The sequence below is a fragment of the Aquicoccus porphyridii genome, from assembly GCF_008369105.1.
GTDB lineage: Bacteria > Pseudomonadota > Alphaproteobacteria > Rhodobacterales > Rhodobacteraceae > Aquicoccus > Aquicoccus porphyridii.
On sequence record NZ_VINQ01000010.1, the window covers coordinates 92,596 to 117,609 of the forward strand.

Below are 25,014 nucleotides of genomic sequence, written 5' to 3' on the forward strand. Positions count from 1 at the left end.
GAGAACGTGTTTTGGCCCTTTCAATTACGACCAGCCGGGCGCTTGCGCCGACGCGGGCAACCCGACACCAATCTTCGCACAAGGGCCGGAAAAAGCGCCCGTTTTTAAGCAAGAAGGCACGAATCGCCGTAAAAATTCGCAAAGCAGTTGCAAACGCGTGTGTGACCCGCTTTACATACGAGTCAACAAACGGCAAGAGCCGGAAAAACAACAGGGAGCCGAAATTGGCAGCTTCGCAGACTTCGGATGCGTTCGTTGAATTTGATCGCGTGCAGAAAAGTTACGATGGCGAAACGCTCGTCGTCAAAGACCTCAATCTAACCATGCCCAGGGGTGAATTTCTCACGATGCTCGGGCCTTCGGGATCGGGCAAGACCACGTGCCTCATGATGCTGGCCGGGTTCGAGACGGCAACGCATGGCGATATCAGGTTGGGTGGCAAATCCATCAACAACATTCCACCGCACAAGCGCGGGATCGGCATGGTTTTTCAGAATTATGCGCTGTTCCCGCACATGACGATCGAGGAGAACCTGTCTTTCCCTCTTGAGGTGCGCAGTATCGGCAAATCCGACCGCGAGGCCAAGGTCAAGCGCGCCCTTGAGATGGTCGAGATGGGCAGTTTCGGAAAGCGGCGGCCAGCACAGCTTTCCGGCGGTCAGCAGCAACGGGTCGCCTTGGCCCGCGCGCTGGTGTTCGAGCCGGAGCTTGTCCTGATGGATGAGCCCCTGGGCGCGCTTGACAAGCAATTGCGCGAGAAAATGCAGTTCGAGATCACCCACCTGGCCCATAGTCTCGGAATTACCGTGGTCTATGTGACGCACGATCAGACCGAGGCACTAACCATGTCCGACAGGGTGGCGGTTTTCGACGACGGCGTCATCCAGCAGCTTGACACGCCGGACAAGCTTTACGAGGAGCCGATGAACAGCTTCGTGGCCCAGTTCATCGGTGAAAACAATACGCTGGAAGGTGTTGTCAAAGAGATCAAGAACGGTGTCGCGCTGGTTCAGCTTGACGAAGGCGAAGTGATCGACTGCAATCCTGTCAATGTGAGCAAGGCGGGCGAACGCACGCGCGTTTCCATTCGTCCCGAGCGGGTGGAATTCAACAAGGCCCGCCTTCAGGAAGGGGCCCACACGCTCAAGGCCGAAGTTCTTGAGTTTATCTACATGGGCGATATCTTCCGCACGCGGCTGCGGGTCGCCGGGAATGACGAGTTCGTTGTCAAGACCCGGAATGCGCCCGATCAGAAACGGCTACAGCCCGGTGAGCATATAGAAATCGGCTGGCTGCCCGAGGATTGCCGGGCGCTTGACGCCTGACGATAACGTGACAGTTCCGGGTCGTCCAAAGCCCGGGGCAACAGTATGGGCCAATCCGTTGAACCCGGAACGGGGTCCTGGAAAAACGAAACGGGTCAACTAGGGAGAAATGCGAATGAAGCTCAAATCTGTACTAATGGCGACGGCCCTTTCCGGCGTGGCGCTTGGCGCCCAGGCGCAGGAAGTTACCGTGATGTCGTGGGGCGGTGCCTATACGAAATCCCAAGTCGAAGCCTATCACAAACCGTTCACTGCCGAGACCGGCATCAAGATCAACTCGGTCGATGCCGACAACCCGGCAACACCGATCAAGGCACAGGTCGAGGCCGGCAATGTCTCGATCGACGTGGCCGACGTGGAATTCTCGGACGCTGTGCGCCTGTGTGACGAGGGGCTGATCGAACCGATCGACCTGAGCATGCTTCCGGCAGCACCCGACGGCACCCCGGCGACCGAAGATTTCATCGAGGGCGCTTTGCAGGATTGCGCGGTGGGCAGCATCGTGTGGTCGACGATCTATGCCTATAACAGCAGCAATGTTGACGGCACCCCCACAACCATCGGTGATTTCTTCGATACCGAGAAGTTCCCCGGCAAACGCGGTGTGCGCAAATCGGCCAAGGCGACGCTTGAGATGGCGCTGATGGCGGATGGCGTTCCGGCCGGAGAAGTCTACGACGTGCTCGACACGCCCGAGGGTGTGGACCGCGCCTTTGCCGTGCTCGACCGCATCAAGGACGATATCGTCTGGTGGGAAGCCGGCGCGCAGCCGCCGCAACTTCTGGCCGATGGCGAAGTGGTGATGGCAACCGCGTATAACGGTCGTATCTTCAACGCCGCCGTGGCCGAGAACCAGCCGCTTGAAGTGGTCTGGGACGGTCAGATCCTTGATTTCGACCTGTTCGTGGTGCCCAAGGGCGCACCGAACAAGGACAACGCGATGAAGTTCATCGCCTTCTCGACCGATACCCAGCGTCTTGCCGATCAGGCATCGTGGATCTCGTATGGTCCGGCGCGGAAGTCCTCGGGTGAGCTGGTTGGCCTGTTCATGGACGGTAAAACGCAGATGGGACCGCATATGCCCACCGCCGCCGCGAACCTTGAGAACGCGCTGGTCAACAACTTCGAGTTCTGGGTCGACAAGGATGCGGAGCTGAACGAGCGTTTCAACGCCTGGCTGGCTAACTGAGGCGGCCTTCGGCCCGGGCGTGAGGCCCGGGCCGCATGACCAGAGGGCGGGGCGATACCGGCCCGCCCATCACCAGACAGGATGACGGCACCGATGAGCGACGCAACGGCCAATCAACTGCTGACAACCGCAGACGGCAAACCCCTCAAATCCGCCTTGGCGCGGGCAGAGAGAAGAGCACGGCACCGAGCGTTCCTGCTCGTTTTGCCGCTTTTGGCCTTTATCCTGATCACCTTCGTGACGCCGATTGCGCAGATGCTGCATCAGTCGGTCTATAACGAAGGCTTCACCATGCACACGGAAATCGGGTCAGGCGAACGAACCCCGATCATGGTGAATATCAAGGAGTGGTTCGACCAGAACCCGGCCGGAACCGAACCTGACGAGGCTGCCTTCGCGGCGCTGGCCGAGGACATGAAGACCCTTCGGGAATTGCGTGCAGCGGGCTCGGCCGGAACGCGCATCAACTATGAACGTTCGGGCACCCGGTCGATGTTCACCAAGGCCGCCCGCAACGCCAACAAACTCGAGCCGCCTTTCAAGGAAGCCTTTATCGACCTCGACGAGGATTGGACCGATCCTGCGCTCTGGCGTGTGATGCGTGACGCGTCGTCCGCCTATACGATGAATTTCTATCTTGCGGCGATTGACCTGACGAAAAGCCCGGATGGTGACATCACGAGCGTTGCGCAGAACCGCCAAGTATATGTCACGCTGTTTCAGCGCACCCTTTTCCTGTCGGTCCTGATCACCTTCCTTACCTTCGCGCTGGGCTATCCGGTTGCGCATCTTCTGGCCACGTTGCCGTTGCGCTATTCGAACCTGTTGATGATCCTTGTCCTGTTGCCGTTCTGGACATCGTTGCTGGTGCGCACGACGAGCTGGATGGTGCTGCTCCAGTCTCAAGGGGTGATCAACGATGCGCTTGTCGGCGTGGGATTGCTGGGTGACGAGAACCGGCTTCAGATGATGTACAACCAGATCGGAACGGTGGTTGCGATGACGCATATCCTGCTGCCCTTCATGGTCCTGCCGCTTTATTCGGTGATGCGACCGATCAACCCGTCCTATGTGCGGGCCGCGCGCAGTCTTGGCGCGACGAGTTGGACCGCGTTCTGGCGGATCTATTTTCCACAGACGATCCCGGGGATCGGGGCCGGGGCGTTGTTGGTCTTTATCCTGTCGGTCGGTTACTACATCACCCCCGCCCTTGTCGGTGGCGCCAGCGGGCAGTTGATTTCAAACCTGATCGCCTTCCACATGCAGAACTCGCTCAACTGGTCGCTTGCGGCGGCATTGGCGGCGCTTTTGCTGGGCGGGGTTCTGATCCTCTATTGGCTCTATGACCGTCTTGTCGGTATCGACAACCTGAAACTGGGATGACCGCGATGAACACCGAGCTCTCGAAAAACCAGGCAACGGCGTCGTTCCGTTTCTCCCTGTCCCTCTTTGCGCTTTTGTCGGCCTTTGTCGTCCTTGTCGTGATGAACGCCCGGGCGTCCGGCTTGATCGAGGCTGCGACCGCCATGCTGGTGACCAGCGCGGTGGCGGCGGGTGTGGCGTTCGTTCTGGTGTCGGTCTTTGACACCAAGCGGACCGCGATGATCGTGCTGGGTGCGATGGGCCTGGTTCTGGGGCTGTTTGCCGGTGGGGTCGGCATGGCGATTGCCGGGGCCATTCTGTCGGTTCTGATCGCGCATTTCGTGTTCTGGATTCACTATCGCCATTATCGTGATGGCTTGCCCAACTATCTGAGTTCGAACGAAATTCTATGGCATTATACCTATCTGATCATCTGTGCGGTCATCTTCGTTTTCCTGATCGCGCCGATCCTGGTCATTATCCCGCTGAGCTTTAACGTCGAACCCTATTTCACCTTTACCGAAAAGATGCTGGCCTTTGATCCCGATGGGTATTCAGCGCGGTGGTACGACCTGCTTTTGACCTTCGGGATGCTGGAACCGGACGCCCCGCGCGACATGAGTTGGTGGGCCGATGCATGGGCCAATGCGAACTGGATCAACGCGGCCAAGAACTCGATCATCATCGGGTTTTTCGCAACGATCCTCGCCACCACGCTGGGCACCATCGCCGCGCTGGGGCTGAGCCGTTCGGAAATGCCCTATCGCCGCGCGATCATGGCGATCCTGATTTCGCCGATGATCGTGCCGATCATCATCGTGGCGACGGGGCTGTTCTTTTTCTACTCCAAGGTCGGTATCCACACCTGGGGCATTCCCTATTTCGGGGTTGTTCTGGCCCATGCCACGCTGGGGATTCCCTTCGTGATCATCACGGTGACCGCGACGCTCGTGGGGTTCGATCATTCGCTTACACGTGCGGCGGCGAGCCTTGGGGCCGATCCGGTTGCGACCTTTCGGCGGGTGCAGATGCCGTTGATCCTGCCCGGGGTCGTTTCGGGTGCGCTGTTCGCTTTCGTTACGTCATTTGACGAAGTTGTGGTGGTTCTTTTCGTCGGCGCTCTGGACGAGCAGACCATCCCTCGGCAAATGTGGAACGGAATCCGCGAACAGATCAGCCCGGCGATCCTGTCGGTGGCAACGATCCTGGTCGTGATTTCGATCCTGCTCTTGACCACGGTCGAGCTTTTGCGGCGGCGGTCGGAGCGTCTCAGGGGGGTTACCCCCCACTAAAAGGGAGGGTAAGCCATTGGAAATTGAAGGTAAAATCGCCGTTGTCACCGGCGCGGCCCAAGGCATCGGGCGGGCGCTTTGTGTTGCGTTGAAGGATGCGGGGGCGCGGCATGTGGTGGCGGTGGACCTTGATATCGACGGCGCGGCGGAGACCGCGGACATGGTGGATGGCACGGCGATTGCCTGTGATGTGGGCGACCAGCATCAAGTCGAAGGCATGATCGACAAGGTCGAGACGGATATCGGGCCGATTGACCTCATGTGTTCGAATGCTGGCATTCTCACCGGCCTCGATGAATCCTTTGATAATATCGCGTTCGCCAGCACGGATGCTTGGAACAAGGCCTGGGCGGTGAATGTCATGGCGCATGTCCACGCCGCGCGCCATCTGATCCCGAAAATGAAGGCGCGGGGGGGTGGGTATTTCATGCATACTGCAAGCGCCGCGGGGCTTCTTAATCAAGTGGGATCAGCGGTTTACGGGGTGACGAAACATGCCGCCGTGGGCTTTGCCGAGGCGCTGGCGCTGGGCCACAAGGATGACAATATCCGCGTCAGTGTTCTGTGCCCGCAAGGGGTCGATACCGCGATGGTGCGCGGCACGGGCGAGAACCCGGCAACGGCGGATGGAATCCTTTCCACTCAAGAGGTTGCGGAGAAAACGCTTGATGCGATACGGGCCGAAACCTTCCTTGTTCTGCCGCATGAGGAGGTCGCGCAATACATGCGCAATAAGGTCGAGAATTACGACCGCTGGATCGGTGGAATGGCCAAGTTGCAGCGCATCTACAAGGGCGCCAACGCGAAATAGTAAACGCCGCCGAAACGGCGAAAACCGGGGGGTGATAAGCGTATGATTCCCGGCTGCTGCCCGGCTGCCGGGTGAAACGCAAAGGTTAACGCCGCATTAGGTTAATTGCCCGTACGGTGGGCGATTCACGCCCGCCCCATGGGGTGGGCGCTGCCCTTTCGGTGGCTCTCAGCCGAATCCCGTTAGACGCAACTCGCCCTAACTCCGCACCACCTTTTCATACCCCTGCGCGATGTCCTTGGTCAGGGCGCCGACCTCGAAATTCCAGTCGCCGATCTGGCCGACGGGAGTGACCTCGGCGGCGGAGCCGGTGAGCCAGCATTGTTCCATGCTTTCAAGCTCGGAAGGTTCGATATGGCGTTCATGCACCTTGACCTGCCGATCCTTGAGCATGCCGATCACGGTCTGGCGGGTCAGGCCGTTGAGGATGGCGTCGGTCAGGGGGGTGTGGACCTCGCCGTCGCGGACGAAGAAGATGTTGGCGCCCGTCGCCTCGGCCACGTAGCCGCGATAATCGAGGAACATCGCGTCCGAGCAGCCCTTGGCCTCGGCCACGTGTTTCGACATGGTGCAGATCATGTAGAGCCCGGCGGCCTTGGCGGCGGTGGGGATGGTTTCGGGGCTGGGGCGTTTCCATTTCGCCACGTCGAGTTTCGCGCCCTTCATCTTGGCATCGCCGTAATAGTCGCCCCATTCCCACGCCGCGACCGCCATGCGGACCGGGTTGCGGGCGGATGAAACGCCCATGTCCTCGCCCGCGCCGCGCCATGCGACGGCCCGGACATAGGCGTTGGTCAACCCGTTGGCCGCGACGACCGCCTGTTTGGCGGCCTCGATCTCGTCCACCGAATAGGGGATCGGCATGTCGAGCAGATTGCCCGAGTTCAGGAGCCGCTCGGAATGCTTGCGCGAGAGGAAGATCTTGCCGTCATAGCAGCGTTCCCCCTCGAATACGGACGAGGCGTAATGCAAAGCGTGGGACAGGATATGCACGTTGGCCGCGCGCCAGTCGACCAATTTGCCATCCATCCAGATCTTGCCGTCACGATCATCATAGCCCGTCATTTAACCTACTCCTTCACAATCCGAGCTTTTCATTTGTTGCGCGCATTACGTCCGTTTCGGGCATAAAATTACGCAAAAACTGCGATTCGCTAACAGTTGCTTCTTGGAATGTCAATAAAGCTGACTTATTGTGGGGAAAATTCAGGCGATTTGTGATTGAGGGGGGTGCCATGTCAGAGAGTGCGGGCGGTGAAACGCTTTTGTTTCTGACCGACGAGCAGTTGCGGCAGGGGATCGAGGCGATGTTCTTTGCCTATCGCGGGTTCACCGCCGACCCGGATCGTATCCTGGCCACGATGGCCTATGGCCGCGCCCATCACCGGGCGCTCCATTTCATCGCGCGGGCGCCGGGAACGACGGTGAACAACCTTTTAGAAATCCTGGGCGTGACCAAGCAGTCGCTCAACCGCGTCCTGCGCACGCTGGTCGAGGACGGCCTGGTGGAAAGCAAGGTCGGCACGTCCGACCGGCGCGAGCGGCATCTCTATCTGACCGAGGCCGGGCAGGCGCTGGAACAGCGGCTGAGCGATGCGCAGCGGGCGCGGATGCGCGCGGCGTTCCGCCAGGCCGGACCACAGGCGGTGGCAGGGTTTCGCACTGTTCTCGAAGCGATGATGGACCCCGAGATGCGACGGCGCTATCACGCCCTGAGGGAGAAGGGTGCATGACGGAATTCGAGCCACATCTTCTGATCGTGGATGACGATGAGCGCATCCGCACGCTGTTGCAGAAATTCCTGAGCCGTCACGGGTTTCTTGTCACGTCGGCGCGGGATGCGGCGCATGCGAGGCGTATCCTTGCGGGGCTCGATTTCGATCTGATCGTGATGGACGTGATGATGCCGGGCGAGACGGGCATCGCGTTGACCCGGAGCCTGCGCGAAACGTCGCAAACGCCGATACTCCTGCTGACGGCTAAGGGCGAGACCGAGGACAGGATTGCCGGGCTCGAGGCCGGGGCCGACGATTACCTCGCCAAGCCGTTCGAACCCAAGGAGCTTTTGCTGAGGATCAACGCGATTCTGCGGCGGATGCCGGAGACGCAGGACGAACTGCCCGGGCCGAAAGTTCTCAACCTCGGGGCGATCCGCTATGACATCGAGCGCGGAGAGCTGTGGCGCGACGGGGCGCCAATCCGGCTGACGGCGACCGAGAGCCAGTTGATGCGCATCTTTGCCGCCACGCCGAACGAGGCGGTGAGCCGGATGAAACTGGTCGAGGATCTGGGCCGCGATGGCGGGCAGGCGCAGGAACGCGCGGTCGACGTGCAGATCACGCGGTTGCGGCGCAAGATCGAGGTGGACCCGAAACAGCCGCGTTACCTTCAGACGGTGCGCGGGGCGGGTTACATGCTGTCGCCGGATTGATCGCGGATCAGGTGAAAAGCTCGGCGTAGGTTTCGCGCAGCGCCTTTTTCTGCACCTTGCCCATGGTGTTCCTGGGCAGTTCGGCGACGAATTCGTAATGCTTGGGCTGCTTGAATTTGGCCAGGTTAGAGCCTGTTGCGGCGGTGATATCCCCAAGCGAGAGGGACTCGCGCTGTTTCACGATCACCGCGACGACCGCCTCGCCGAAGTCGGGATGGGGCACGCCGATCACGGCGGATTCCAGGACCCCCGGGATATCGTCGATCAGGCTCTCTATCTCCTTCGGGTAGACGTTGAACCCGCCGGAAATGATCAGATCCTTGCCGCGCCCGACAATGCTCACGTAGCCGTCTTCGTCGCGCATCCCGAGATCGCCGGTGATGAACCAGCCATCGGGGCGCAGCTCTTCAGCGGTTTTCTCGGGCATCTGCCAATAGCCCTTGAACACATTGGGGCCGCGCACCTCGATCATGCCGATCTCGCCGGTGGCGACCTCGCGACCGTCATCCGCGATGCGCAGTTCGACCCCGGGCAGGGGAAAGCCCACCGTGCCGGCGCGGCGTTCGCCGTCATAGGGGTTCGAGGTGTTCATGTTGGTTTCGGTCATGCCATAGCGTTCGAGGATGTGATGACCGGTCCGTTCCTCCCATTTCTCGTGGGTATCGACGAGAAGCGGGGCCGAGCCGGAGATGAAAAGCCGCATGTTAGAGACTGTTTCACGGTTGAGACGCGGATCGTCGAGAAGGCGGGTATAGAAGGTGGGCACGCCCATGAGCGACGTGGCGCGCGGCATCGCGTCAAGGATTGCGCCCGCGTCGAATTTGGGCAGGAACACGGTCGATGCCCCGGCGAGAAGAGCCACGTTGGTGGCGACGAAAAGCCCATGCGTGTGAAAGATCGGCAGCGCGTGGATCAGCACGTCATCGGGGGTAAAGCGCCAGGTATCACGCAGCGTTTGCGAGTTCGATGACAGGTTGTCGTGGCTGAGCATCGCGCCCTTTGAGCGGCCCGTCGTGCCCGAGGTGTAGAGGATCGCCGCGAGATCATCGGCCCCGCGCGGCACGGGCGCAAAACCGGGCGCGTCGGGCAGATCGGCGGTGAGGCTGCCCTGCCCCGCGCCATCGAGGGTGAAAAGCCGCGCCTGCCCCGAGAGCGGCGCGATCTCGGCCGCGCGCGCGGGGTCGCAAACCACCACCGAGGGGGTGGCATCCGACAGGAAATATTCCACCTCCGCCGCGGTATAGGCGGTGTTGAGCGGCAGGAAGACGCCACCGGCCAGCACCGTGCCGACATAAAGCTGCACCGCCTCGATGCTTTTCTCGACCTGGACGGCAACCCGGTCGCCGGGTGCCAGACCGGCCTCGATCAACCGCGCAGCCAGCCGTTCGGCCCCATCAAACAGCGCGCCATAGCTGACATCCGAAAGCCCCGGGCGCGTGGCAAAAACCTTGTCACGGCTCTCGGGCAGATGGGTGGCAAGGTGATGGGCGAGATGGTTTGCGTCATACATGGGTGTGGTCCTCGGATTGGTCTGGCTTTCCTGCGGTGCATAGCGGGTATTTTCAAGGGCGGATTGATCTTTGCGCCGGGGGTCGTAAGGGTGAGCGTCGGAAAAAACGGGCGCGGACGACATGAATCCGATCAAGGGTATAGTGCTGAAACTGCTGGCAGTGGTGACTTTCGTCATCATGGCCGCACTCGTCAAGGCGACGGCGCATCATGTTCCGGCGGGCCAGGCGGTGTTCTTTCGCTCGTTCTTTGCGATTCCGGTGATTCTCGGGTGGCTCTGGATGCGGGGCGATCTGCGCACCGGGTTGCAGGTCAAATCGCCGATGGGGCATTTCTGGCGCGGGTTCGTCGGGACGACGGCCATGGGGCTGATGTTCACCGGGCTTGCGCTTCTGCCGCTGCCCGAGGTGACGGCGATCGGATATGCCGCGCCGTTGCTTACGGTGATCTTCGCGGCGATGTTTCTCAATGAGCAGGTGGGGCTGTTCCGGCTGGGCGCGGTGGCGCTGGGCCTTGTCGGGGTGTTGATCGTGCTGTCGCCACGTTTGACGGCCTTTGCGGGCGATACGGTCGAGACCACGCAGGCCCTTGGGGCGATGGTGGTTCTGGCCGGGGCGGGCTGTGCCGCGCTGGCGCAGATCTATGTGCGCAAGCTGGTCCAGACCGAGCAGACATCTGCGATCGTGTTCTTCTTCTCGCTCACATCGAGCGTGCTTGCGCTCTTGACGCTGCCCTTCGGCTGGGTGGTGCCGACGGGAACAGAGGCGGTGCTGCTGGTCCTGATCGGGCTTGTGGGCGGGCTGGGGCAGATTTTCCTGACCTCGGCCTATCGTTATGCGGATGCGAGCGTCGTGGCGCCGTTCGATTATGCCTCGATGATCTTTGCGCTTCTGATCGGGTATTTCGTCTTTTCCGAGGTGCCGACCGGTGTGATGCTGGTCGGGGCGGCGATCGTGATGCTGGCCGGGGTGATCATCATCATCCGCGAACACCGGCTGGGGATCGAACGCAACCGCGCGCGCAAGACCATGACGCCGCAAGGGTAAACGGCGGGTTTGGGCCTGAACAGAGACTGAATTGGGGGGTATGCAGATGTCAGACAAGGTGCCTTGCCCGGCGCTTGGGTCCGGGGATGTGGTGCAGGACAAACCGCGCGGGCGGCTTGATGCGGATGCGCGGATGGCGGTGGCGGGTCATGCAGTGGCGCATCCGAACTGGGACGGGGTGATCTGTCTGCCGGGGCTGCGCAGCCACTGGGTGCATCTGAGCGCGGGCGAGATCGTGAGTTTCCAGTCCTTCCTGACCGCCCGGCTGGCCCATGCGCTGGACGCGGGTGAGCGGGCCGATGCCGACGCATTGGCCGATACGATGACGCGGCCCGAGCGGTTGGCCCAACAGCTTGATTCGGCCGAATTGGGCGGGGATAGAGACGCATTGCTGGGCCATCTGCTGGGTGCCGAGATGGCGGCGGCGCGGCCCTACTGGTTGGGTCAGCAGGTGATCGTGATGGGCGATGACGGGCTGGCCGACGGCTATGCCAATGCGCTCGGGGCGCAGGGCGTGCCGGTGGAGCGGGTCGGGCGCGCGGCGATGGAGGACGCGGGGCGCAGGGCGCTCTAGGCGATGCGGGGTGCGCGGCGCGGGCCGAAGCCTGCTGCCAGCGCGAGGATGAGGCCCGACATGGTGGCGATCATGCCTGCCGCGCTGACCGAGTTGTCAAAGCCGAGCCAGAGCGGCCCATACCCGGCGAGAACATAGCCCGTTACGGCGGAAATCGCGGCAAAGACCACGCTCAGCCCGACCTGTTGACCCAGCCGATCGGTCATCAGCCGCGCGGCGGCGGGTGGGCAGATGAACATCGCGATCACGATGATCGAGCCCACGGCGTCGAAGGCTGCCACGGCCGCCATCGCGGCCATAATGACCAGCGCGAGGCTCAGTGCGCGCACCGGCAGGCCGAGCGCGCGGGCAAAGCCTTCGTCGAAGGTCGAGAGCTTGAGCGGGCGCCAGAGCAGGGCGGTCACGCCGGTGACGATCAGGCAGGTGATGGCCATGCGCGGCAGCTCGGGCGGCAACCCGGCCAGCGCCTGCATGTCGAAGAGCGAGGCCCAGCCCGTCGCGTCGAGCCAGATCAGGCTTTCGAGATTGCCGTAAAGCGCATGCTGCACGTCGAGATGCACCGACGAGGTGTCGGATTGTTCGAGAAGCAGAACGCCACCTGCGAACATGGTGCTGAACACAACCCCCATCGCGGCGCCGGGTTCGAGCTTGCCCGCGCGGCGAACCACCTCGATCAGCAGGACGGCGACGAGGGCCGCGCCACCCGCGCCCAGCATCATCGGCCATGTCGAGACCTGGCGGCTTACCAGGAAGCCGATCACGATCCCGGGCAGAACCACGTGCGAAATCGCGTCGCCGATCAGGGCCTGTCGCCTGAGCAGCAGGAAATTGCCCGGGATGGCACAGGCAATGGCGGCCAGGCATCCGATCAGGATCGGCGGCAGCGACAGGGCGACGAACTCGGCCCCGATCATGTCAGCGGCCTCGGGGCGAGGCGGGTGTCGATCTGTGCGATCTGGTCGGGGGTGAGCACGGTCTCGATGGGGCGCAAGCCGTCGTAATGGGAGGCAGCGATCTCTTGCGCGGGATCTGCGCGCAGGATCTGCCAGCGGCTTTCATCGAGCAGCGCACGCGCGGCGGCGGCGCGCCCCTTGTCGGTGGCGGTGCCGTCGGGATTGGCAAGCCCCGCGCGGGACAGGAGCCGCAGGGTAAAGCGCTCATAGACCGGATGGCCATGGGCGAGGGCCAGAAGCCCCTGTCGCAGGTGCACCCGGCGCTGATAGCGGTGCCGGGCCAGAAGGGCCGCCAGAACCCCGCGCCGCGGGGCGATCATAAGGGAAACGAAAAAGCCCGCGCTGCCGGTCAGCACGATGATCGGGCCGGTGGGCAGGTTCGGCGCCGACGCCGAGATCAACGCCCCCAGAAGGCCGGTCAGCCCGCCCATGACCCCGGCGATCAGAACCACGCGGTCGACCCGGTTACTCCAGAACCGGGCGGTGACCGGGGGCAGGATAACCATCGCCACGATGAGCACGAGGCCCACGATCTTGATCCCGATCACGGTGACAGCCATGATCAGCCCCATCATCGCAAGGTCGACCCGGCGGACATCGAGCCCCGTCGCGACCGCGTAACCCGGATCGAAGGCGGCGGTCAGCATCGGGCGACGCAGCACCAGCGCGGCCAGCGTGGCCAGCCCGCCACCGACCGCGATGGTCAGCGCGTCGGAATAGAGCATCCCCGCCGTGGAACCGAGCAGGAAGGTTTCGAGCCCGGCCTGCCGCCCCACGTTCAGGGACTGGATCACGGTCAGAAGCAGGATTCCGAAACCGAAGAAAACCGAGAGCACAGCGCCGATGGCGGCATCCTCGCTCAGCCGCGTGGCATGGGTGAGCCAGCCGACACAGAGCAGGCCGAGCCATGCCGACAGCGCCGACCCGAAGAGCAATCCGGCAAGGCTGCGACCCTCGCCGCCAAATGCCACCATGACGAGAAAGGCCAGCGCGATGCCGGGCAGGGTGGCATGGGCAATGGCGTCGGACACCAGCGCACGTTTGCGCAGAACCAGAAAGGTGCCGGTGATGCCCGCGGCCGCCCCCAAGAGCCCCGCGCCGGTCGCCACGAGGGCGGCATTATACCCCAACCCCCACATCTCAGCCGAGGATCTGCGCCAGTTGCGCGTGGGCGAGGCGCCCGCCATAGGTGGCCTGAAGCGTTTCGGGTGTGAGCACGGTGGCAACCGGGCCTTCGGCGACGCGGGTGGTGTTGATCAGGAGCGCGCGCTCGAAATAGGTCGAGACGGTGGCAAGGTCGTGATGGACGACGACCACGGTGCGGCCCGAGTCGCGCAGCGATTTGAGAACCGCGACGATGGCCTTTTCGGTGGCGGCATCCACCCCGGCAAAGGGTTCGTCGAGCAGGTAGAGATCGGCCCCTTGCGCCAGCGCACGGGCGAGAAAGACGCGCTGTTGCTGACCGCCCGAAAGCTGGCCGATCTGGCGTTCGGCGAAATGTTCCATCCCGACCCGGACAAGACAGGCCATGGCGCGGTCGCGGTGATCCTGTCGGACGCGGCGCAACAGCCCCAGTTCACGCGCCATTCCCATGAGCACCACGTCGATCACGCGGGTCGGAAAATCCCAATCGACCGTGGCGCGTTGCGGGACATAGGCGATGCGGTCAAGCACCTCCCTGACTGGTTGGCCATAGGCGTGAACAGTGCCGGAAACTGGCGTCACCATGCCGAGGACCGCCTTCAGGAGGGTCGATTTCCCGGCCCCGTTCGGGCCGATGATCGCGCTCATCGCGCCCGCGTCAAATGTCGCATCAAGCGCGAAGAGCGCGGGCTTTTCGCCATAGGTCACGGTCAGGCCACGCACCGCGAGCGGCGCAGTCAGGCCATCATCGGATGCGACGATCCTGCCATCCTGTGCAGCCAGTCCGAGTTGCATTGCGGCCCTTTCCTCAGCTTGCCTGTGCCAGACGCCCGTTCATGCCACGGGAGGGCACATTGCCGCCCAGCGCGGCGGCGATGGTTGTGACGTTATGGTCGATCATGCCGATATAGGTGCCTTCATAGCTGCCATCCGGCCCCATTGCATCCGAATAAAGCTCGCCGCCGATGCGCACCTCGTGACCCTGCGCGCCGGCACCTTCGATCAGGGCGCGGACATTGCGATCCGAGACCGAGCTTTCGACGAAAACGGCACTGATCCCGCGGGATACGAGCATTTCGACCAGCGCGCCGATGCGGTTCAGCCCGGCTTCGGACTCGGTCGAGATGCCCTGAATGCCGATCACCTCGAACCCGTAGGCGCGACCGAAATAGCCGAACGCGTCATGCGCGGTCAGCAGCACGCGGGCGGGCGGCGGAACGCTGGCCAGCGTCTTGCGGGCATAGATGTCAAGTTGGGCGATGTCGTTCAGGAACGCGTCGGCCCGGGCGGCAACCGCTTCGGCCTCCGAGGGCAGGAGCGCGATCAGCGCGTCGCGGATGGCGCGCGATGCATAGGTCCAAAGCTCGGGAACCATCCAGATATGCGGGTCGAACTTGTTGTCGTAATCGGGATGCGCGATCAGCATTTCGGGCGGCGTTGCCTCGCCCACGGCGACCAGAGTGGAACGGGTGGCAAGACGCGCGAACAATTCTTCAAGCTGTGCTTCGAGATAGAGCCCGTGGCGCAGGATCAGGTCGGCCCGGGTGAGGGCGACGATATCGCTTCGGGTCTGGCGATAGGAATGCGGATCGACGCCCGGCCCCATCAGCGCGTGGACCTCGATCAGGTCACCGCCGATGCGGTGGGCGGTATCGGCGATCATGCCGGTGGTGGCGACGACGCTGGGCCGGGCGCTGGCAGCCCCGGCGACATGGGGCAATGCGCCTGCCCCTGCAATCAATCCGAGCGCCGCTCGTCTGGAAAAACTCATTGAAGCCTCATCTGGATCGGGTTGACCAGGGCAATATGCGAGTCGTTCTCAGGAATGTCAATGCTTTTGCAAATCATTCTCAAAAATGGCGGAAGATCGCGATCGGGGCGGATATGTGGCGCTTGCCTTGGCCCCGGCCGCATGAGACCTTGCCCGTGCAAGCGAGGGAGAGAGATGCAGACCGAGATACGAACGCCCGTGGCCGGGCTTCCCCAGACGACCGAGGCGCGCAATGCGGGCATGGAGCTGGACCTCGATCGGGTGATGCGTGTGCAGGCCAACCGCCCGGCCATCGAGCGGCGGGTGGCGACGTTTCCCGGGCGGCGGACGGTGAAAAAGAATTATCAGGCGGCGTGGCTTTGCAAGGCAATCACCTGCATCGACCTGACCACGCTTGCAGGTGACGATACCGAGGGCCGCGTGCGCAGGCTTGCCGCCAAGGCACGACAGCCGGTTCGGGCCGATCTGCTCGACGCGTTGGGGATGAAGGGGCTGCGCGTGGGTGCGGTTTGTGTCTATCACGACATGATCGCGCCCGCGCGCGCGGCGCTGGAGGGGTCGGGCATTCCGGTTGCCGCGGTCTCGACCGGGTTTCCGGCCGGGCTTTCGCCGTTTCACCTGCGGCTGGCCGAGATCGAGGAGAGCGTGAAGGCCGGGGCCGAAGAGATCGACATCGTGATTTCGCGGCGTCATGTGCTCACCGGGAACTGGGAGGCGCTTTACGAAGAGATCCGCGCCTTTCGCGCGGCGTGCGGCCCGGCCCATCTCAAGGCGATCCTCGCCACCGGAGAGTTGGGAACTCTGCGCAACGTGGCGCGCGCCTCGCTGGTCGCGATGATGGCGGGGGCGGATTTCATCAAGACCTCGACCGGCAAGGAAGCGGTGAACGCGACGCTGCCGGTTTCATTGGTCATGATCCGCGCGATCAGGGATTATTTCGACGAAACAGGCTATCGCGTGGGCTATAAACCCGCCGGTGGGATCAGCAAGGCCAAGGACGCGCTGAGCTATCTCATGCTGATCAAGGAGGAACTGGGGAACCCGTGGCTTTCGCCCGACCTGTTCCGATTCGGCGCATCGAGCCTGTTGGGCGATATCGAACGGCAACTGGAACATCACGTGACCGGCGCCTATTCTGCCGGTTACCGGCATCCGATGGGGTAAAGGGCATGAGCGTGAAAGAGATTTTCGAGACCATGAACTATGGCCCCGCCCCCGAAGATGCGTCGGAAGCCTTTGCATGGCTGGTCGATCAGGGCGACCGGTTCGGCCATTTCATCGACGGGGATTTTACGTCGCCAGACGAGGGGTTCCTGTCAAGGAACCCGGCCAATGGCGAGACATTGGCGACGCTCACCCAGGCGACGCAGGCGGATGTGGATACGGCCGTCGAAGCCGCCCGCAAGGCGCAAGGCAAATGGGCGCGGCTCGGTGGGCACGGGCGCGCGAAACATCTCTATGCCATTGCCCGCATCCTGCAACGCAATGCACGGCTTTGCGCCGTGTTAGAGACGCTTGATAACGGCAAACCGATCCGCGAGAGCCGCGACATCGACCTGCCCCTCGTGCAGCGGCATTTCTATTATCACGCGGGTATGGCGCAACTGATGGAGAGCGAATTGCCCGACCGCGAGCCGGTGGGCGTCTGCGGTCAGGTGATCCCGTGGAACTTCCCGCTGCTGATGCTGGCCTGGAAGGTGGCGCCGGCATTGGCAATGGGCAACACGGTGGTGTTGAAACCGGCGGAATACACGTCGCTCACGGCGCTTCTCTTTGCAGATCTGTGCCGCCAGGCGGGTCTGCCCAAGGGGGTCGTCAATATCGTCACCGGCGATGGCGCGGTGGGCGAGATGATCGTGACCCATCCGGATGTCGACAAGGTGGCCTTTACCGGCTCGACCGAGGTGGGCCGCAGGATCAGGCAGGCGACCGCGGGGAGTGGCAAGGCGCTCACGCTCGAACTGGGTGGCAAGAGCCCCTATGTGGTGTTCGAGGATGCCGACCTCGACTCAGCGATCGAGGGGCTGGTCGATGCGATCTGGTTCAACCAGGGACAGGTCTGCTGTGCCGGGTCGCGCCTTCTGGTGCAGGAGGGGGTTGCCGAGCGGTTTCATGACAAGCTCAGGGCGCGGATGCAGAGCCTGCGCATCGGCAATCCGCTCGACAAATGCATCGACGTGGGCGCGATCGTCGATCCGGTGCAGGTGCGGGCGATCTCCGAGATGGTCGAGGGTTGCACGGAGGGCGAGCGGTTCAGTGTCGCGACCGACCTGCCCGAGAGCGGGTGCTTCTATCCGCCGACGCTGATCACCGGGCTGGCACCATCGCACCGCCTGATGCAGGAAGAGATTTTCGGCCCGGTGCTGGTCTCGACCACGTTCCGCACACCGGATGAGGCGGTGCAGCTTGCCAACAACACAAGATACGGATTGGCAGCGAGTGTCTGGAGCGAGAACCTGAACCTTGCCCTCGACATTGCGCCGAGGATCGAGGCGGGGGTCATCTGGGTCAACGGGAGCAACATGTTCGACGCCGCCGCGGGGTTTGGCGGTGTGCGTGAGAGTGGCTTTGGCCGCGAAGGTGGCTGGGAAGGGTTGCGGGCCTATACGCGGCCCGTGGGGCGCACGCGTCAGCTCGCCGGAATCGAGCCTAACACGGGGGAAAATGGCCCGGCCGAGGGGATCGACCGCACGCCGAAACTCTATATTGGCGGCAAGCAGGCGCGGCCCGATGGCGGATACTCACGCGCCGTGTTCAGCCCCCGGGGCAAGCTGTTGGGACAGGTGCCCGAGGCCAACCGCAAGGACCTGCGCAACGCGGTCGAAGCCGCGCGTGGCGCCGGGGCCTGGGGCCGGACGAGCGGTCATCAAAGGGCGCAGATCCTTTATTACATGGCCGAGAATCTGTCGGCGCGGGCGGATGATTTCGCCCATAAGATCAACGAGATGAAGGGTGGCCGCAGCGGCGAAAAAGAGGTCGAGGCCAGCATCCGGCGGCTCTTTACCTATGCCGCCTGGGCGGACAAGTTCGACGGGCAGGCGCGTGGGGTGCCGATCCGGGGGATTGCCTTGGCGATGCGCGCGCCGGTGGGGGTGATCGGCGCCATTTGCCCCGATGAGGCGCCGCTTTTGGGAATGGTGTCGATGATGGGGCCCGCAATCGCCATGGGCAACCGCGTCGTGATGCTGGCGAGCGAGCCTTATCCCCTTGTTTATGCGGATTTTTACCAGGTTCTCGACACGTCTGACCTGCCTGGTGGGGTGGTTAATATCCTGACCGGAAAACACGGCACACTGGCCCCGGTGATGGCGGCGCATATGGATGTGGATGCGGTCTGGTCGTTTTCGTCCTCGGGTATCTCGGAGGTCATCGAACGCGAGAGCGCGGGCAATCTCAAGCGCACATGGGTCAATAATGGCCTTGTCAGAGACTGGTTTTTGGCCGAGGGCGAGGGCCGCGACTTTCTCGAGGCGGCGACCGAGGTCAAGACGATCTGGGTGCCTTACGGCGCGTGAACACCCGCTTGCCAAGCTTGGTCCAGACCACCGTCCCGCAGGGTTAACGCCGGGGCGGGCCGCGAAATCAGGGGGGTGATTCCCGGCTGCGGCCCGGCTGTCGGGCGTACACCGCCGCATTGCAGAAAAACCCGCCGGAAAATCGGTTAACGCGGCGCGCGCTGCCACCTTTCAAACGACAAGACCCGCCTGCTCTTTCTTGGGAAAAATACTCAATCCCCGATCGCCCCATGGCCCGGCGCAAGACCCTTGGCACGGGTCCATCGGCCGCATGGGCCGAGCGCAAGCGAGGCCCCGCCGCGACGACGCAGTCGGCGCAACTCCTCGTCCGTCAGTTCGACAGCCCCTGCGGGCGTCCGACGACGACAAAGCTGAGCCGCTCGGGGTCGATCCGTTCGCGCGCCACGCGGTTCACGTCTTCGAGCGTGACGGCGTTCACCCGGTCGTTGCGGGTCGCGATATAGTCGATGGGCATGCCCGACATCTGCATCGCCACCATGATCCGGGCGATCGGGCCGTTGCCGTCAAAGCGCAGCGGATAGGAGCCGGTGAGATAGGTCTTGGCCCGGTCGAGTTCTTCCGCCGTCACGCCCGCATCGCGGGCGCGGGTCCATTCGGCGCGCACCGCCTCGATGGCCTCGGCCACGCGGTCATTGGACGAGGCGACCGAGCCCATCCAGAGATCGGCCTGATCCTTGTCGACGAGATAGGAATAGATGCCATAGGTCAGGCCGCGCTTTTCCCTGATCTCGCTCATCAGCCGCGATTCGAACCCGCCACCGCCGAGAATGTGGTTGAGGATGTAGGCCGCGAAATAGTCGGGATGGTCGAAGTCGATTCCCGGCTGCGCGAACTGCACCACCGATTGCGGCGTGTCGAAATCGACCACCTCGACCCCGCCGTCGAACCGCGGGGCGGCGGGCCCGGGCAGGTCGGCGCCGACCTCGGGCAGATCGCCCAGCAGCCGGTCGAGCAGTGTGCCCAACTCATCGGCGGTGATGTCGCCCACGGCGCTGACATGGAGCCTGTCACGGGCCAGCGCGCCGCGATGCGCCGCGATGAGGTCGTCGCGCGTGAGGGTGGAGACGCTGTCAACCGTGCCGTCAAGCGGCGTGCCATAGGGGTGGTCGCCATAGACAGCCGCATCGAAAACCCGCCCGGCGATGGCGCGGGGGTCTTTCTCGTCCGAGCGGATCGACGAGAGCATCTGCCCGCGCACCCGGTCGATGGCGTCGGGATCGAATCGCGGCGCGATCAGGCTTTCGCGCAAGAGCGCGATGGCCTCGTCGCGGGTTTCGGTCAGGAACTTGGCGGAAATGCTCACCGCGTCGTCACTCACGTCATAGCGGAACGAGGCGGCCAGCCGTTCGGTGGCGCGGGCAAATTCCCGTGCGTCCATCTCGCCCGCCCCCTCTTCGAGCAGGCCGGTCATGAGGCTTGTCGCGCCGCGTTTGTCTGGCGCGTCGAGCGATCCGCCGCCGCGAAAGCGCAGTTCGAGCGCGACGAAGGGAATCGACGGCTCCTCGACCAGCCAGGCGGTGATGCCGCCGGGCGATGTGACCTCCTTGATCTCCACCCCGGCGCGGGCGGGAAGGGCAAGGAGAAGCGTGGCGGCAAGGGCAATGGCGAAACGGATCACTGGATCATCTCCTCTTGCGCTGGATCGGATGGCGCGGCGAGCCAGCCGGTGACGGCGCGGCGGCGGTCGAACACCTCTTGCGCGGCGGCAAGGATGTCGTCTTCGGTGACGGATTGCAGGATGTCGGGCCAGGCCTGCACATCCGCGAGGGTCAGGCCCTGTGTCATCGCCCGGCCATAGCGGTTGGCGAGGCGTTCGACATCGTCGCGCGCATAGATCTGCGCCGCGCGCAGTTGCATCTTGACCCGGTCGAGCTGTTCGCTGTCGATGCCATCCTGAAGGAACCGGGCGAGCGTTGCGTCCATCGCATCTTCGGCCTCTTGCAGGGTGACGCCCTCGGCGGGCACGACGACGAGTGAAAAGGTCGTGTCGTCGAGCGACGTTCCACCGTAGAAGGCCGATGTATAGACCGCGATCTGTTCGTCGAATTGCAGTTTCTCGGCGAGGTAGGAGGTGGTGCCACCGCCCAGAAGCTCGGCCAGGATGTTGAGCGCCGCGGCCTTTTCCTGAGCGCCGCTTTCGCGCGGGGGCGCGGTGTACGAGCGGCTCACCCAGGGTTGCGCGACGCGGGCGTCTTCGAATAGCAGCCGGCGTTCGGCGAGTTGCGGCGGCTCTTGCGGGCGGGCGCGCGGGGCGAGGTCGGGGTTGGGCGGCAGCGGTCCGTAATGTTTCTCGGCCAGCGCGCGCACCTCGTCGGGCGCAACGTCGCCCGCGACGATCAGGATCGCGTTGTTGGGGGCGTAGAAGCGCTCGTAGAACGCCAGTGCCGTCTCGCGATCGAGGGTCTCGATCTCGTGGCGCCAGCCGATGATCGGCACGCCGTAGGGGTGGTTGAGATATTGCGCCGCGTTCTTCTGCTCGCGAAAGAGGGACGAGGGGTCGTTCTCGGTGCGCTGGTTGCGTTCCTCGATGACGACATCGCGTTCGGTGGCGACATCCTCGGGCGAAAGGCGCAGGTTGACCATGCGGTCGGCCTCCATCCCCATCACGAGGTCGAGCCGGTCGGCGGCGATGCGTTGGAAATAGGCGGTGTAATCATAGCTGGTAAAGGCGTTGTCGCGGCCGCCATTGCGCGCGACGGTGCGCGAGAATTCACCGGGGGCGAGGGTTTCGGTGCCCTTGAACATCAGGTGTTCGAGGAAATGCGCGATGCCCGATTGCCCGGGCGGTTCATCCGCCGCGCCGACCCGGTACCAGACCATGTGAACGGCGACCGGGGCGCGGTGGTCTTCGATCACCACGACCGCCATCCCGTTGTCGAGCGTGAAATGCGTGACCGCGTCATCGGCCCGGGCGCCCGGTGCGAGCGCCAGGATGACCGTGACACTCAGGGCAAGGAAGACGGCGCGAAGGGTCATGAGACGTGACATGGGCAGTCCTTTTGTCCGGGGATCGCTGCGGTCAAGATAGGCCAATGCCCCGGCGCTTCAAGCCGGGTTTGGCGCAAGTGACGCAGACGTGAGAGGCGCGTTGACCCCGTGGCACCCTTTGGCGTCGGGTCAGCGGTTGGGCGGCGGGAAGGTCGGGGTGCGCACGCCGGTTGCGCGGCGGAAGCGTTCGGCCTCGGCGCGGGGGTTGAGCGTCTGGCCCCTGTAGACCTGGTTGTAGCGGTCGGTCGGGACGATGCGAATCCGGGTAAAGCGCGATTTGCGGCGGCGGAAATCCTCGTCCACGGCGGCCAGTTCCTCGCGGATATTGGCGGGCACGCCGTTCCGTCCCGCGTGGCGCACCAGTGCCGAGTCGGAGGCAGGCACGCCGCCGGGCGCGAGTTGTTCGGGCCGTCCACCCAATGCCGCGACACCATCGGCACGCGGATTCTGATCGACGAGGTTCGCCGCGCCGGGGGTGGGCGGGGGCAGCTCGTTGAAACTGGGCGGGGGTTGGAGCGGCTTGGTCGGCAGCACCGAGAATTCATCCGGGCCGGGCGTGGCCGGGCGCATGTCGCGCAGGGTGATGTCACGTTCGTAGCCACCGCAGGCCGACAGACCCAAGGCAGAGATCATCAGGATCAGGACGCGCTTGCGCATCTTTGCACTCCCACAAAACTTGGCACAGGTTTAACCCATCAGTGCACCCGCGTCACGGGCCGTTTTGGGCCTGATTCGCCTCAGGTGGTCTTTTTGTCGCCGTGTTTCGCGCTTTTCTTCCCGCCATCCTGCCCGCCGGTAAAGAGCACGAGGCCAATGGCCCCGGCAAAGACCGCGATATCGGCGACGTTGAATGAATAGGGGTTGCGGATGCCGCAGCAGCTCATGTTGAGGAAATCGGCGACGGCGCCGTAAAGCAGCCGGTCGACCACGTTGCCCAGTGCCCCGCCGACCAGCAGCCCGGCGGCGATTCGCGCCCAGAGCCCTGCTTTCTCGTGATGCACCCACCAGATGACCGCACCCGAGATGACCAGTGCCACGGCCATGAGCACCCAGCGCATCACGTCCGACCCATCACCGAAAAGCCCGAAATTGATGCCCTGATTCCATGCCATGCGCAGGTTGAGAAAGGGCGGAAACACGTCGATTTCCAGCCGCCGGGACAGGCCCAGCCAATGCACGACGACCCATTTGCTGGCCTGATCCGCCAGAAATGTCCAGAACCCCACCCAGAAAACGGTGCGCATGGGTTTATCTCCTGCCTCGTATCCGGGCGGTTGATCCGACCTCGGTTGCTCGATTGTCCATTAGTGCCGGAAATGTCGCATGCCGGTCAAGACCATAGCCAGCCCGGCGGCGTCGGCGGCGGCGATCACTTCGTCGTCGCGCATGCTTCCGCCCGGCTGAATCACCGCTGTTGCCCCTGCCGCCGCAGCCTCCATCAAGCCGTCGGCAAAGGGAAAGAACGCATCCGACGCCACGACAGAGCCCTTGGCGGGGTTTTCGGACAGGCCCAGCGCCTCGCCCATGCGGGCGGCCTTGATCGCGGCGATATTGGCGCTGTCGACGCGGCTCATCTGGCCCGCGCCGACACCCACGGTTGCCCCGTCCTTGACGTAGACAATCGCGTTTGATTTCACATGCTTGGCGACCTTCCACGCGAACAGGAGATCGGCCAGTTCCCGATCCGTGGGCGCACGTTTGGTCACCACGCGCAACTCATCCGGCGCGACATGGCCGTTGTCCTTGTCCTGCACGAGAAAGCCGCCCGAGACCTGCCGGAAGGTCAGCCCCGGCGCGCGTGGATCGGCCATCGCGCCGGTGGTGAGAAGGCGCAGGTTCTTTTTCGCGGCAAAGAGCGCGCGGGCCTCGTCGCTGGCCGAAGGGGCGATCACGACCTCGGTGAAGATCTGGCTGATTTCTTCCGCGGTCTGCGCATCGAGCGGCTGGTTGAGGGCGACGATTCCACCAAAAGCCGAGGTGCGGTCGCAATCGAACGCCTTGGCATAGGCCTCTTTCAGGGTTGCGCCCCGGGCCACGCCGCAGGGGTTGGCGTGCTTGATGATGGCACAGGCGGGGCCGTCTGCGGGCAGGAATTCACTGACCAGTTCGAAGGCGGCGTCGGTGTCGTTGATGTTGTTATAGCTCAGCTCCTTGCCCTGGTGCTGCTTGGCGGTGGCGACGCCGGGGCGGTCCGTGCCATCGGTGTAGAAACTGGCCGATTGGTGCGGGTTTTCGCCATAGCGCAGGGTCTGGGCCAGCGTTCCGGCAAAGGCGCGGCGACGGGGGGCGGGATCGTCCAGCGCCCCGGCGAACCATGTGCTGACCGCCGCGTCATAGGCGGCGGTGCGGGCATAGGCGCGCTGGGCCAGTTGCTGGCGGAAGGCCAGGGTCGTTTGCCCGTCATGTGTCTCTAACTCGGCCAAAAGGAGCTGATAATCCTCGACATCGGTGACGGTGCTGACAAAGGCGTGGTTCTTGGCGGCGGCGCGGATCATGGCGGGGCCGCCGATGTCGATATTCTCGATACAGGTGTCATAATCGGCGCCCTTGGCCACGGTTTCCTCGAACGGGTAGAGGTTGGCCACGAGAAGGTCGATCGGGCCGATGCCGTGCTCCTCCATCGCGGCGAGATGGGCGTCGTTGTCGCGCAGCGCCAACAGCCCGCCATGCACCATCGGGTGCAGGGTTTTCACACGGCCATCCATCATCTCGGGAAAGCCTGTTACCTCGGCCACGTCTTTGACCGGCAGACCGGCCTCGCGCAGGGTGCGGGCCGACCCGCCGGTCGAGAGAAGTTCGACGCCACGGTCGGCGAGGGCCCGGGCCAGATCGACAAGACCGGTCTTGTCGGAAACGGAGAGAAGGGCGCGGGTAAGAGGGGCGAGATTGGACATCGGTTGGCTCCGCTTGATGGTGTGGCAGCTTTTGTCGCGCGGCATAGGACAATTCGCCGGAAGATAGAACCGCTTTCGGTGTCGCGGCAGACCGGATTTGCCCGCCCGGGACGCTTGCGGCCCGGGCAGCGCCCGACCCGCCCCATGGGCGGGCGCTGCCCTCTCGCTGGGCATTCCGGGCACTGCGTGA

22 protein-coding genes are annotated in these 25,014 nt (G+C 63.6%); 11 read left to right on the forward strand and 11 right to left on the reverse strand.

Annotated elements, in window-relative coordinates; translation table 11 throughout:
• The first annotated feature begins 224 nt into the window (after positions 1-224).
• From FLO80_RS13510 to FLO80_RS13530, 5 genes are all read left to right on the forward strand, one after another.
• Positions 225-1,325 (forward strand): ABC transporter ATP-binding protein, encoded by a 1,101-nt coding sequence (locus FLO80_RS13510; protein WP_111368732.1) that lies wholly within the window; start codon positions 225-227, stop codon positions 1,323-1,325.
• A 115-nt stretch (positions 1,326-1,440) separates the two neighbouring features.
• Positions 1,441-2,514, forward strand: coding sequence for an ABC transporter substrate-binding protein (locus FLO80_RS13515; RefSeq protein WP_111368733.1), 1,074 nt, complete (start codon positions 1,441-1,443; stop codon positions 2,512-2,514).
• Positions 2,515-2,607: 93 nt separating this feature from the next.
• Positions 2,608-3,897, forward strand: coding sequence for an ABC transporter permease (locus tag FLO80_RS13520; RefSeq protein ID WP_111368734.1), 1,290 nt, complete (start codon positions 2,608-2,610; stop codon positions 3,895-3,897).
• A gap of 356 nt (positions 3,898-4,253) precedes the next feature.
• Positions 4,254-5,168 carry an ABC transporter permease gene (locus tag FLO80_RS13525; RefSeq protein ID WP_246156684.1) on the forward strand — a complete coding sequence of 305 codons (915 nt, stop codon included), beginning with the start codon at positions 4,254-4,256 and terminating at the stop codon, positions 5,166-5,168.
• Positions 5,169-5,184: 16 nt separating this feature from the next.
• A complete protein-coding gene (locus FLO80_RS13530) occupies positions 5,185-5,979 on the forward strand; it encodes an SDR family NAD(P)-dependent oxidoreductase (RefSeq protein WP_111368735.1) in 795 nt (264 codons plus the stop codon).
• Positions 5,980-6,177: 198 nt separating this feature from the next.
• Here the strand turns inward: FLO80_RS13530 and FLO80_RS13535 are convergent, their stop codons facing one another.
• Entirely contained in the window at positions 6,178-7,044 is an 867-nt protein-coding gene (locus FLO80_RS13535) for a branched-chain amino acid aminotransferase (RefSeq protein ID WP_111368736.1), read from the reverse strand.
• Between the two features lie 170 nt (positions 7,045-7,214).
• Between FLO80_RS13535 and FLO80_RS13540 the strand changes: the two genes are divergently transcribed.
• Together FLO80_RS13540 and FLO80_RS13545 are read left to right on the forward strand one after the other, a co-directional pair.
• Positions 7,215-7,712, forward strand: coding sequence for a MarR family winged helix-turn-helix transcriptional regulator (locus FLO80_RS13540; RefSeq protein WP_111368737.1), 498 nt, complete (start codon positions 7,215-7,217; stop codon positions 7,710-7,712).
• Positions 7,709-8,410 carry a response regulator gene (locus tag FLO80_RS13545; protein WP_111368738.1) on the forward strand — a complete coding sequence of 234 codons (702 nt, stop codon included), beginning with the start codon at positions 7,709-7,711 and terminating at the stop codon, positions 8,408-8,410. Before FLO80_RS13540 ends, FLO80_RS13545 begins: the two co-directional genes overlap by 4 nt.
• 7 nt (positions 8,411-8,417) lie before the next feature.
• On the opposite strand, the gene FLO80_RS13550 is transcribed toward FLO80_RS13545, so the two are convergent.
• The gene (locus FLO80_RS13550) at positions 8,418-9,920 is read right to left on the reverse strand and encodes a malonate--CoA ligase (protein ID WP_111368739.1); all 1,503 of its coding nucleotides are present in this window, start codon (positions 9,918-9,920) and stop codon (positions 8,418-8,420) included.
• 121 nt (positions 9,921-10,041) lie between these two features.
• Between FLO80_RS13550 and FLO80_RS13555 the strand changes: the two genes are divergently transcribed.
• Both FLO80_RS13555 and FLO80_RS13560 read left to right on the forward strand, forming a co-directional pair.
• A complete protein-coding gene (locus FLO80_RS13555) occupies positions 10,042-10,965 on the forward strand; it encodes a DMT family transporter (RefSeq protein ID WP_111368740.1) in 924 nt (307 codons plus the stop codon).
• A gap of 46 nt (positions 10,966-11,011) precedes the next feature.
• On the forward strand, positions 11,012-11,539 hold the full coding sequence (locus FLO80_RS13560; RefSeq protein WP_188078294.1) for a 2-dehydro-3-deoxygalactonokinase: 528 nt from the start codon (positions 11,012-11,014) through the stop codon (positions 11,537-11,539).
• On the opposite strand, the gene FLO80_RS13565 is transcribed toward FLO80_RS13560, so the two are convergent.
• Genes FLO80_RS13565 through FLO80_RS13580 form a run of 4 tightly spaced genes read right to left on the reverse strand, consistent with a single transcriptional unit; the run spans position 11,536 to position 15,406 of the window.
• A complete protein-coding gene (locus FLO80_RS13565) occupies positions 11,536-12,453 on the reverse strand; it encodes a metal ABC transporter permease (RefSeq protein ID WP_111368742.1) in 918 nt (305 codons plus the stop codon). The genes FLO80_RS13560 and FLO80_RS13565 overlap by 4 nt on opposite strands.
• The gene (locus FLO80_RS13570) at positions 12,450-13,631 is read right to left on the reverse strand and encodes a metal ABC transporter permease (protein ID WP_111368791.1); all 1,182 of its coding nucleotides are present in this window, start codon (positions 13,629-13,631) and stop codon (positions 12,450-12,452) included. The genes FLO80_RS13565 and FLO80_RS13570 overlap by 4 nt, the downstream gene beginning before the upstream one ends.
• A 1-nt stretch (position 13,632) precedes the next feature.
• Positions 13,633-14,430 (reverse strand): metal ABC transporter ATP-binding protein, encoded by a 798-nt coding sequence (locus tag FLO80_RS13575; protein WP_111368743.1) that lies wholly within the window; start codon positions 14,428-14,430, stop codon positions 13,633-13,635.
• A 13-nt stretch (positions 14,431-14,443) separates the two neighbouring features.
• Positions 14,444-15,406: a metal ABC transporter solute-binding protein, Zn/Mn family gene (locus tag FLO80_RS13580; protein WP_111368744.1), complete on the reverse strand. Its 963-nt coding sequence runs from the start codon at positions 15,404-15,406 to the stop codon at positions 14,444-14,446.
• A 174-nt stretch (positions 15,407-15,580) separates the two neighbouring features.
• Here FLO80_RS13580 and deoC point away from each other — a divergent pair, with 174 nt between their 5' ends.
• Entirely contained in the window at positions 15,581-16,570 is a 990-nt protein-coding gene (gene deoC / locus FLO80_RS13585) for a deoxyribose-phosphate aldolase (RefSeq protein WP_111368745.1), read from the forward strand.
• Between the two features lie 5 nt (positions 16,571-16,575).
• A complete protein-coding gene (locus tag FLO80_RS13590; RefSeq protein WP_111368746.1) occupies positions 16,576-18,921 on the forward strand; it encodes an aldehyde dehydrogenase family protein in 2,346 nt (781 codons plus the stop codon).
• 331 nt (positions 18,922-19,252) lie between these two features.
• On the opposite strand, the gene FLO80_RS13595 is transcribed toward FLO80_RS13590, so the two are convergent.
• From FLO80_RS13595 to purH, 5 genes are all read right to left on the reverse strand, one after another.
• Positions 19,253-20,560 (reverse strand): M16 family metallopeptidase, encoded by a 1,308-nt coding sequence (locus FLO80_RS13595; protein ID WP_111368747.1) that lies wholly within the window; start codon positions 20,558-20,560, stop codon positions 19,253-19,255.
• Positions 20,557-21,930: a M16 family metallopeptidase gene (locus tag FLO80_RS13600; protein WP_246156683.1), complete on the reverse strand. Its 1,374-nt coding sequence runs from the start codon at positions 21,928-21,930 to the stop codon at positions 20,557-20,559. Before FLO80_RS13600 ends, FLO80_RS13595 begins: the two co-directional genes overlap by 4 nt.
• 129 nt (positions 21,931-22,059) lie before the next feature.
• Entirely contained in the window at positions 22,060-22,587 is a 528-nt protein-coding gene (locus FLO80_RS13605; protein ID WP_111368749.1) for a DUF3035 domain-containing protein, read from the reverse strand.
• Between the two features lie 80 nt (positions 22,588-22,667).
• Positions 22,668-23,174, reverse strand: coding sequence for a signal peptidase II (lspA, locus tag FLO80_RS13610; RefSeq protein WP_111368750.1), 507 nt, complete (start codon positions 23,172-23,174; stop codon positions 22,668-22,670).
• A gap of 60 nt (positions 23,175-23,234) precedes the next feature.
• Complete coding sequence (purH, locus tag FLO80_RS13615; protein WP_111368793.1) at positions 23,235-24,824, reverse strand: bifunctional phosphoribosylaminoimidazolecarboxamide formyltransferase/IMP cyclohydrolase; 1,590 nt, start codon at positions 24,822-24,824, stop codon at positions 23,235-23,237.
• Between the last annotated feature and the right edge of the window lie 190 nt (positions 24,825-25,014).

Coding starts and splice junctions, on each gene's coding strand:
- FLO80_RS13515 (WP_111368733.1), top strand. CDS start 1,441: ATGAAGCTCAAATCTGTACTAATGGCGACGGCCCTTTCCGGCGTGGCG.
- FLO80_RS13520 (WP_111368734.1), top strand. CDS start 2,608: ATGAGCGACGCAACGGCCAATCAACTGCTGACAACCGCAGACGGCAAA.
- FLO80_RS13535 (WP_111368736.1), bottom strand. CDS start 7,044: ATGACGGGCTATGATGATCGTGACGGCAAGATCTGGATGGATGGCAAA.
- FLO80_RS13540 (WP_111368737.1), top strand. CDS start 7,215: ATGTCAGAGAGTGCGGGCGGTGAAACGCTTTTGTTTCTGACCGACGAG.
- FLO80_RS13545 (WP_111368738.1), top strand. CDS start 7,709: ATGACGGAATTCGAGCCACATCTTCTGATCGTGGATGACGATGAGCGC.
- FLO80_RS13550 (WP_111368739.1), bottom strand. CDS start 9,920: ATGTATGACGCAAACCATCTCGCCCATCACCTTGCCACCCATCTGCCC.
- FLO80_RS13555 (WP_111368740.1), top strand. CDS start 10,042: ATGAATCCGATCAAGGGTATAGTGCTGAAACTGCTGGCAGTGGTGACT.
- FLO80_RS13560 (WP_188078294.1), top strand. CDS start 11,012: ATGTCAGACAAGGTGCCTTGCCCGGCGCTTGGGTCCGGGGATGTGGTG.
- FLO80_RS13565 (WP_111368742.1), bottom strand. CDS start 12,453: ATGATCGGGGCCGAGTTCGTCGCCCTGTCGCTGCCGCCGATCCTGATC.
- FLO80_RS13570 (WP_111368791.1), bottom strand. CDS start 13,631: ATGTGGGGGTTGGGGTATAATGCCGCCCTCGTGGCGACCGGCGCGGGG.
- FLO80_RS13575 (WP_111368743.1), bottom strand. CDS start 14,430: ATGCAACTCGGACTGGCTGCACAGGATGGCAGGATCGTCGCATCCGAT.
- FLO80_RS13580 (WP_111368744.1), bottom strand. CDS start 15,406: ATGAGTTTTTCCAGACGAGCGGCGCTCGGATTGATTGCAGGGGCAGGC.
- deoC (WP_111368745.1), top strand. CDS start 15,581: ATGCAGACCGAGATACGAACGCCCGTGGCCGGGCTTCCCCAGACGACC.
- FLO80_RS13590 (WP_111368746.1), top strand. CDS start 16,576: ATGAGCGTGAAAGAGATTTTCGAGACCATGAACTATGGCCCCGCCCCC.
- FLO80_RS13600 (WP_246156683.1), bottom strand. CDS start 21,930: ATGTCACGTCTCATGACCCTTCGCGCCGTCTTCCTTGCCCTGAGTGTC.
- FLO80_RS13605 (WP_111368749.1), bottom strand. CDS start 22,587: ATGCGCAAGCGCGTCCTGATCCTGATGATCTCTGCCTTGGGTCTGTCG.
- lspA (WP_111368750.1), bottom strand. CDS start 23,174: ATGCGCACCGTTTTCTGGGTGGGGTTCTGGACATTTCTGGCGGATCAG.
- purH (WP_111368793.1), bottom strand. CDS start 24,824: ATGTCCAATCTCGCCCCTCTTACCCGCGCCCTTCTCTCCGTTTCCGAC.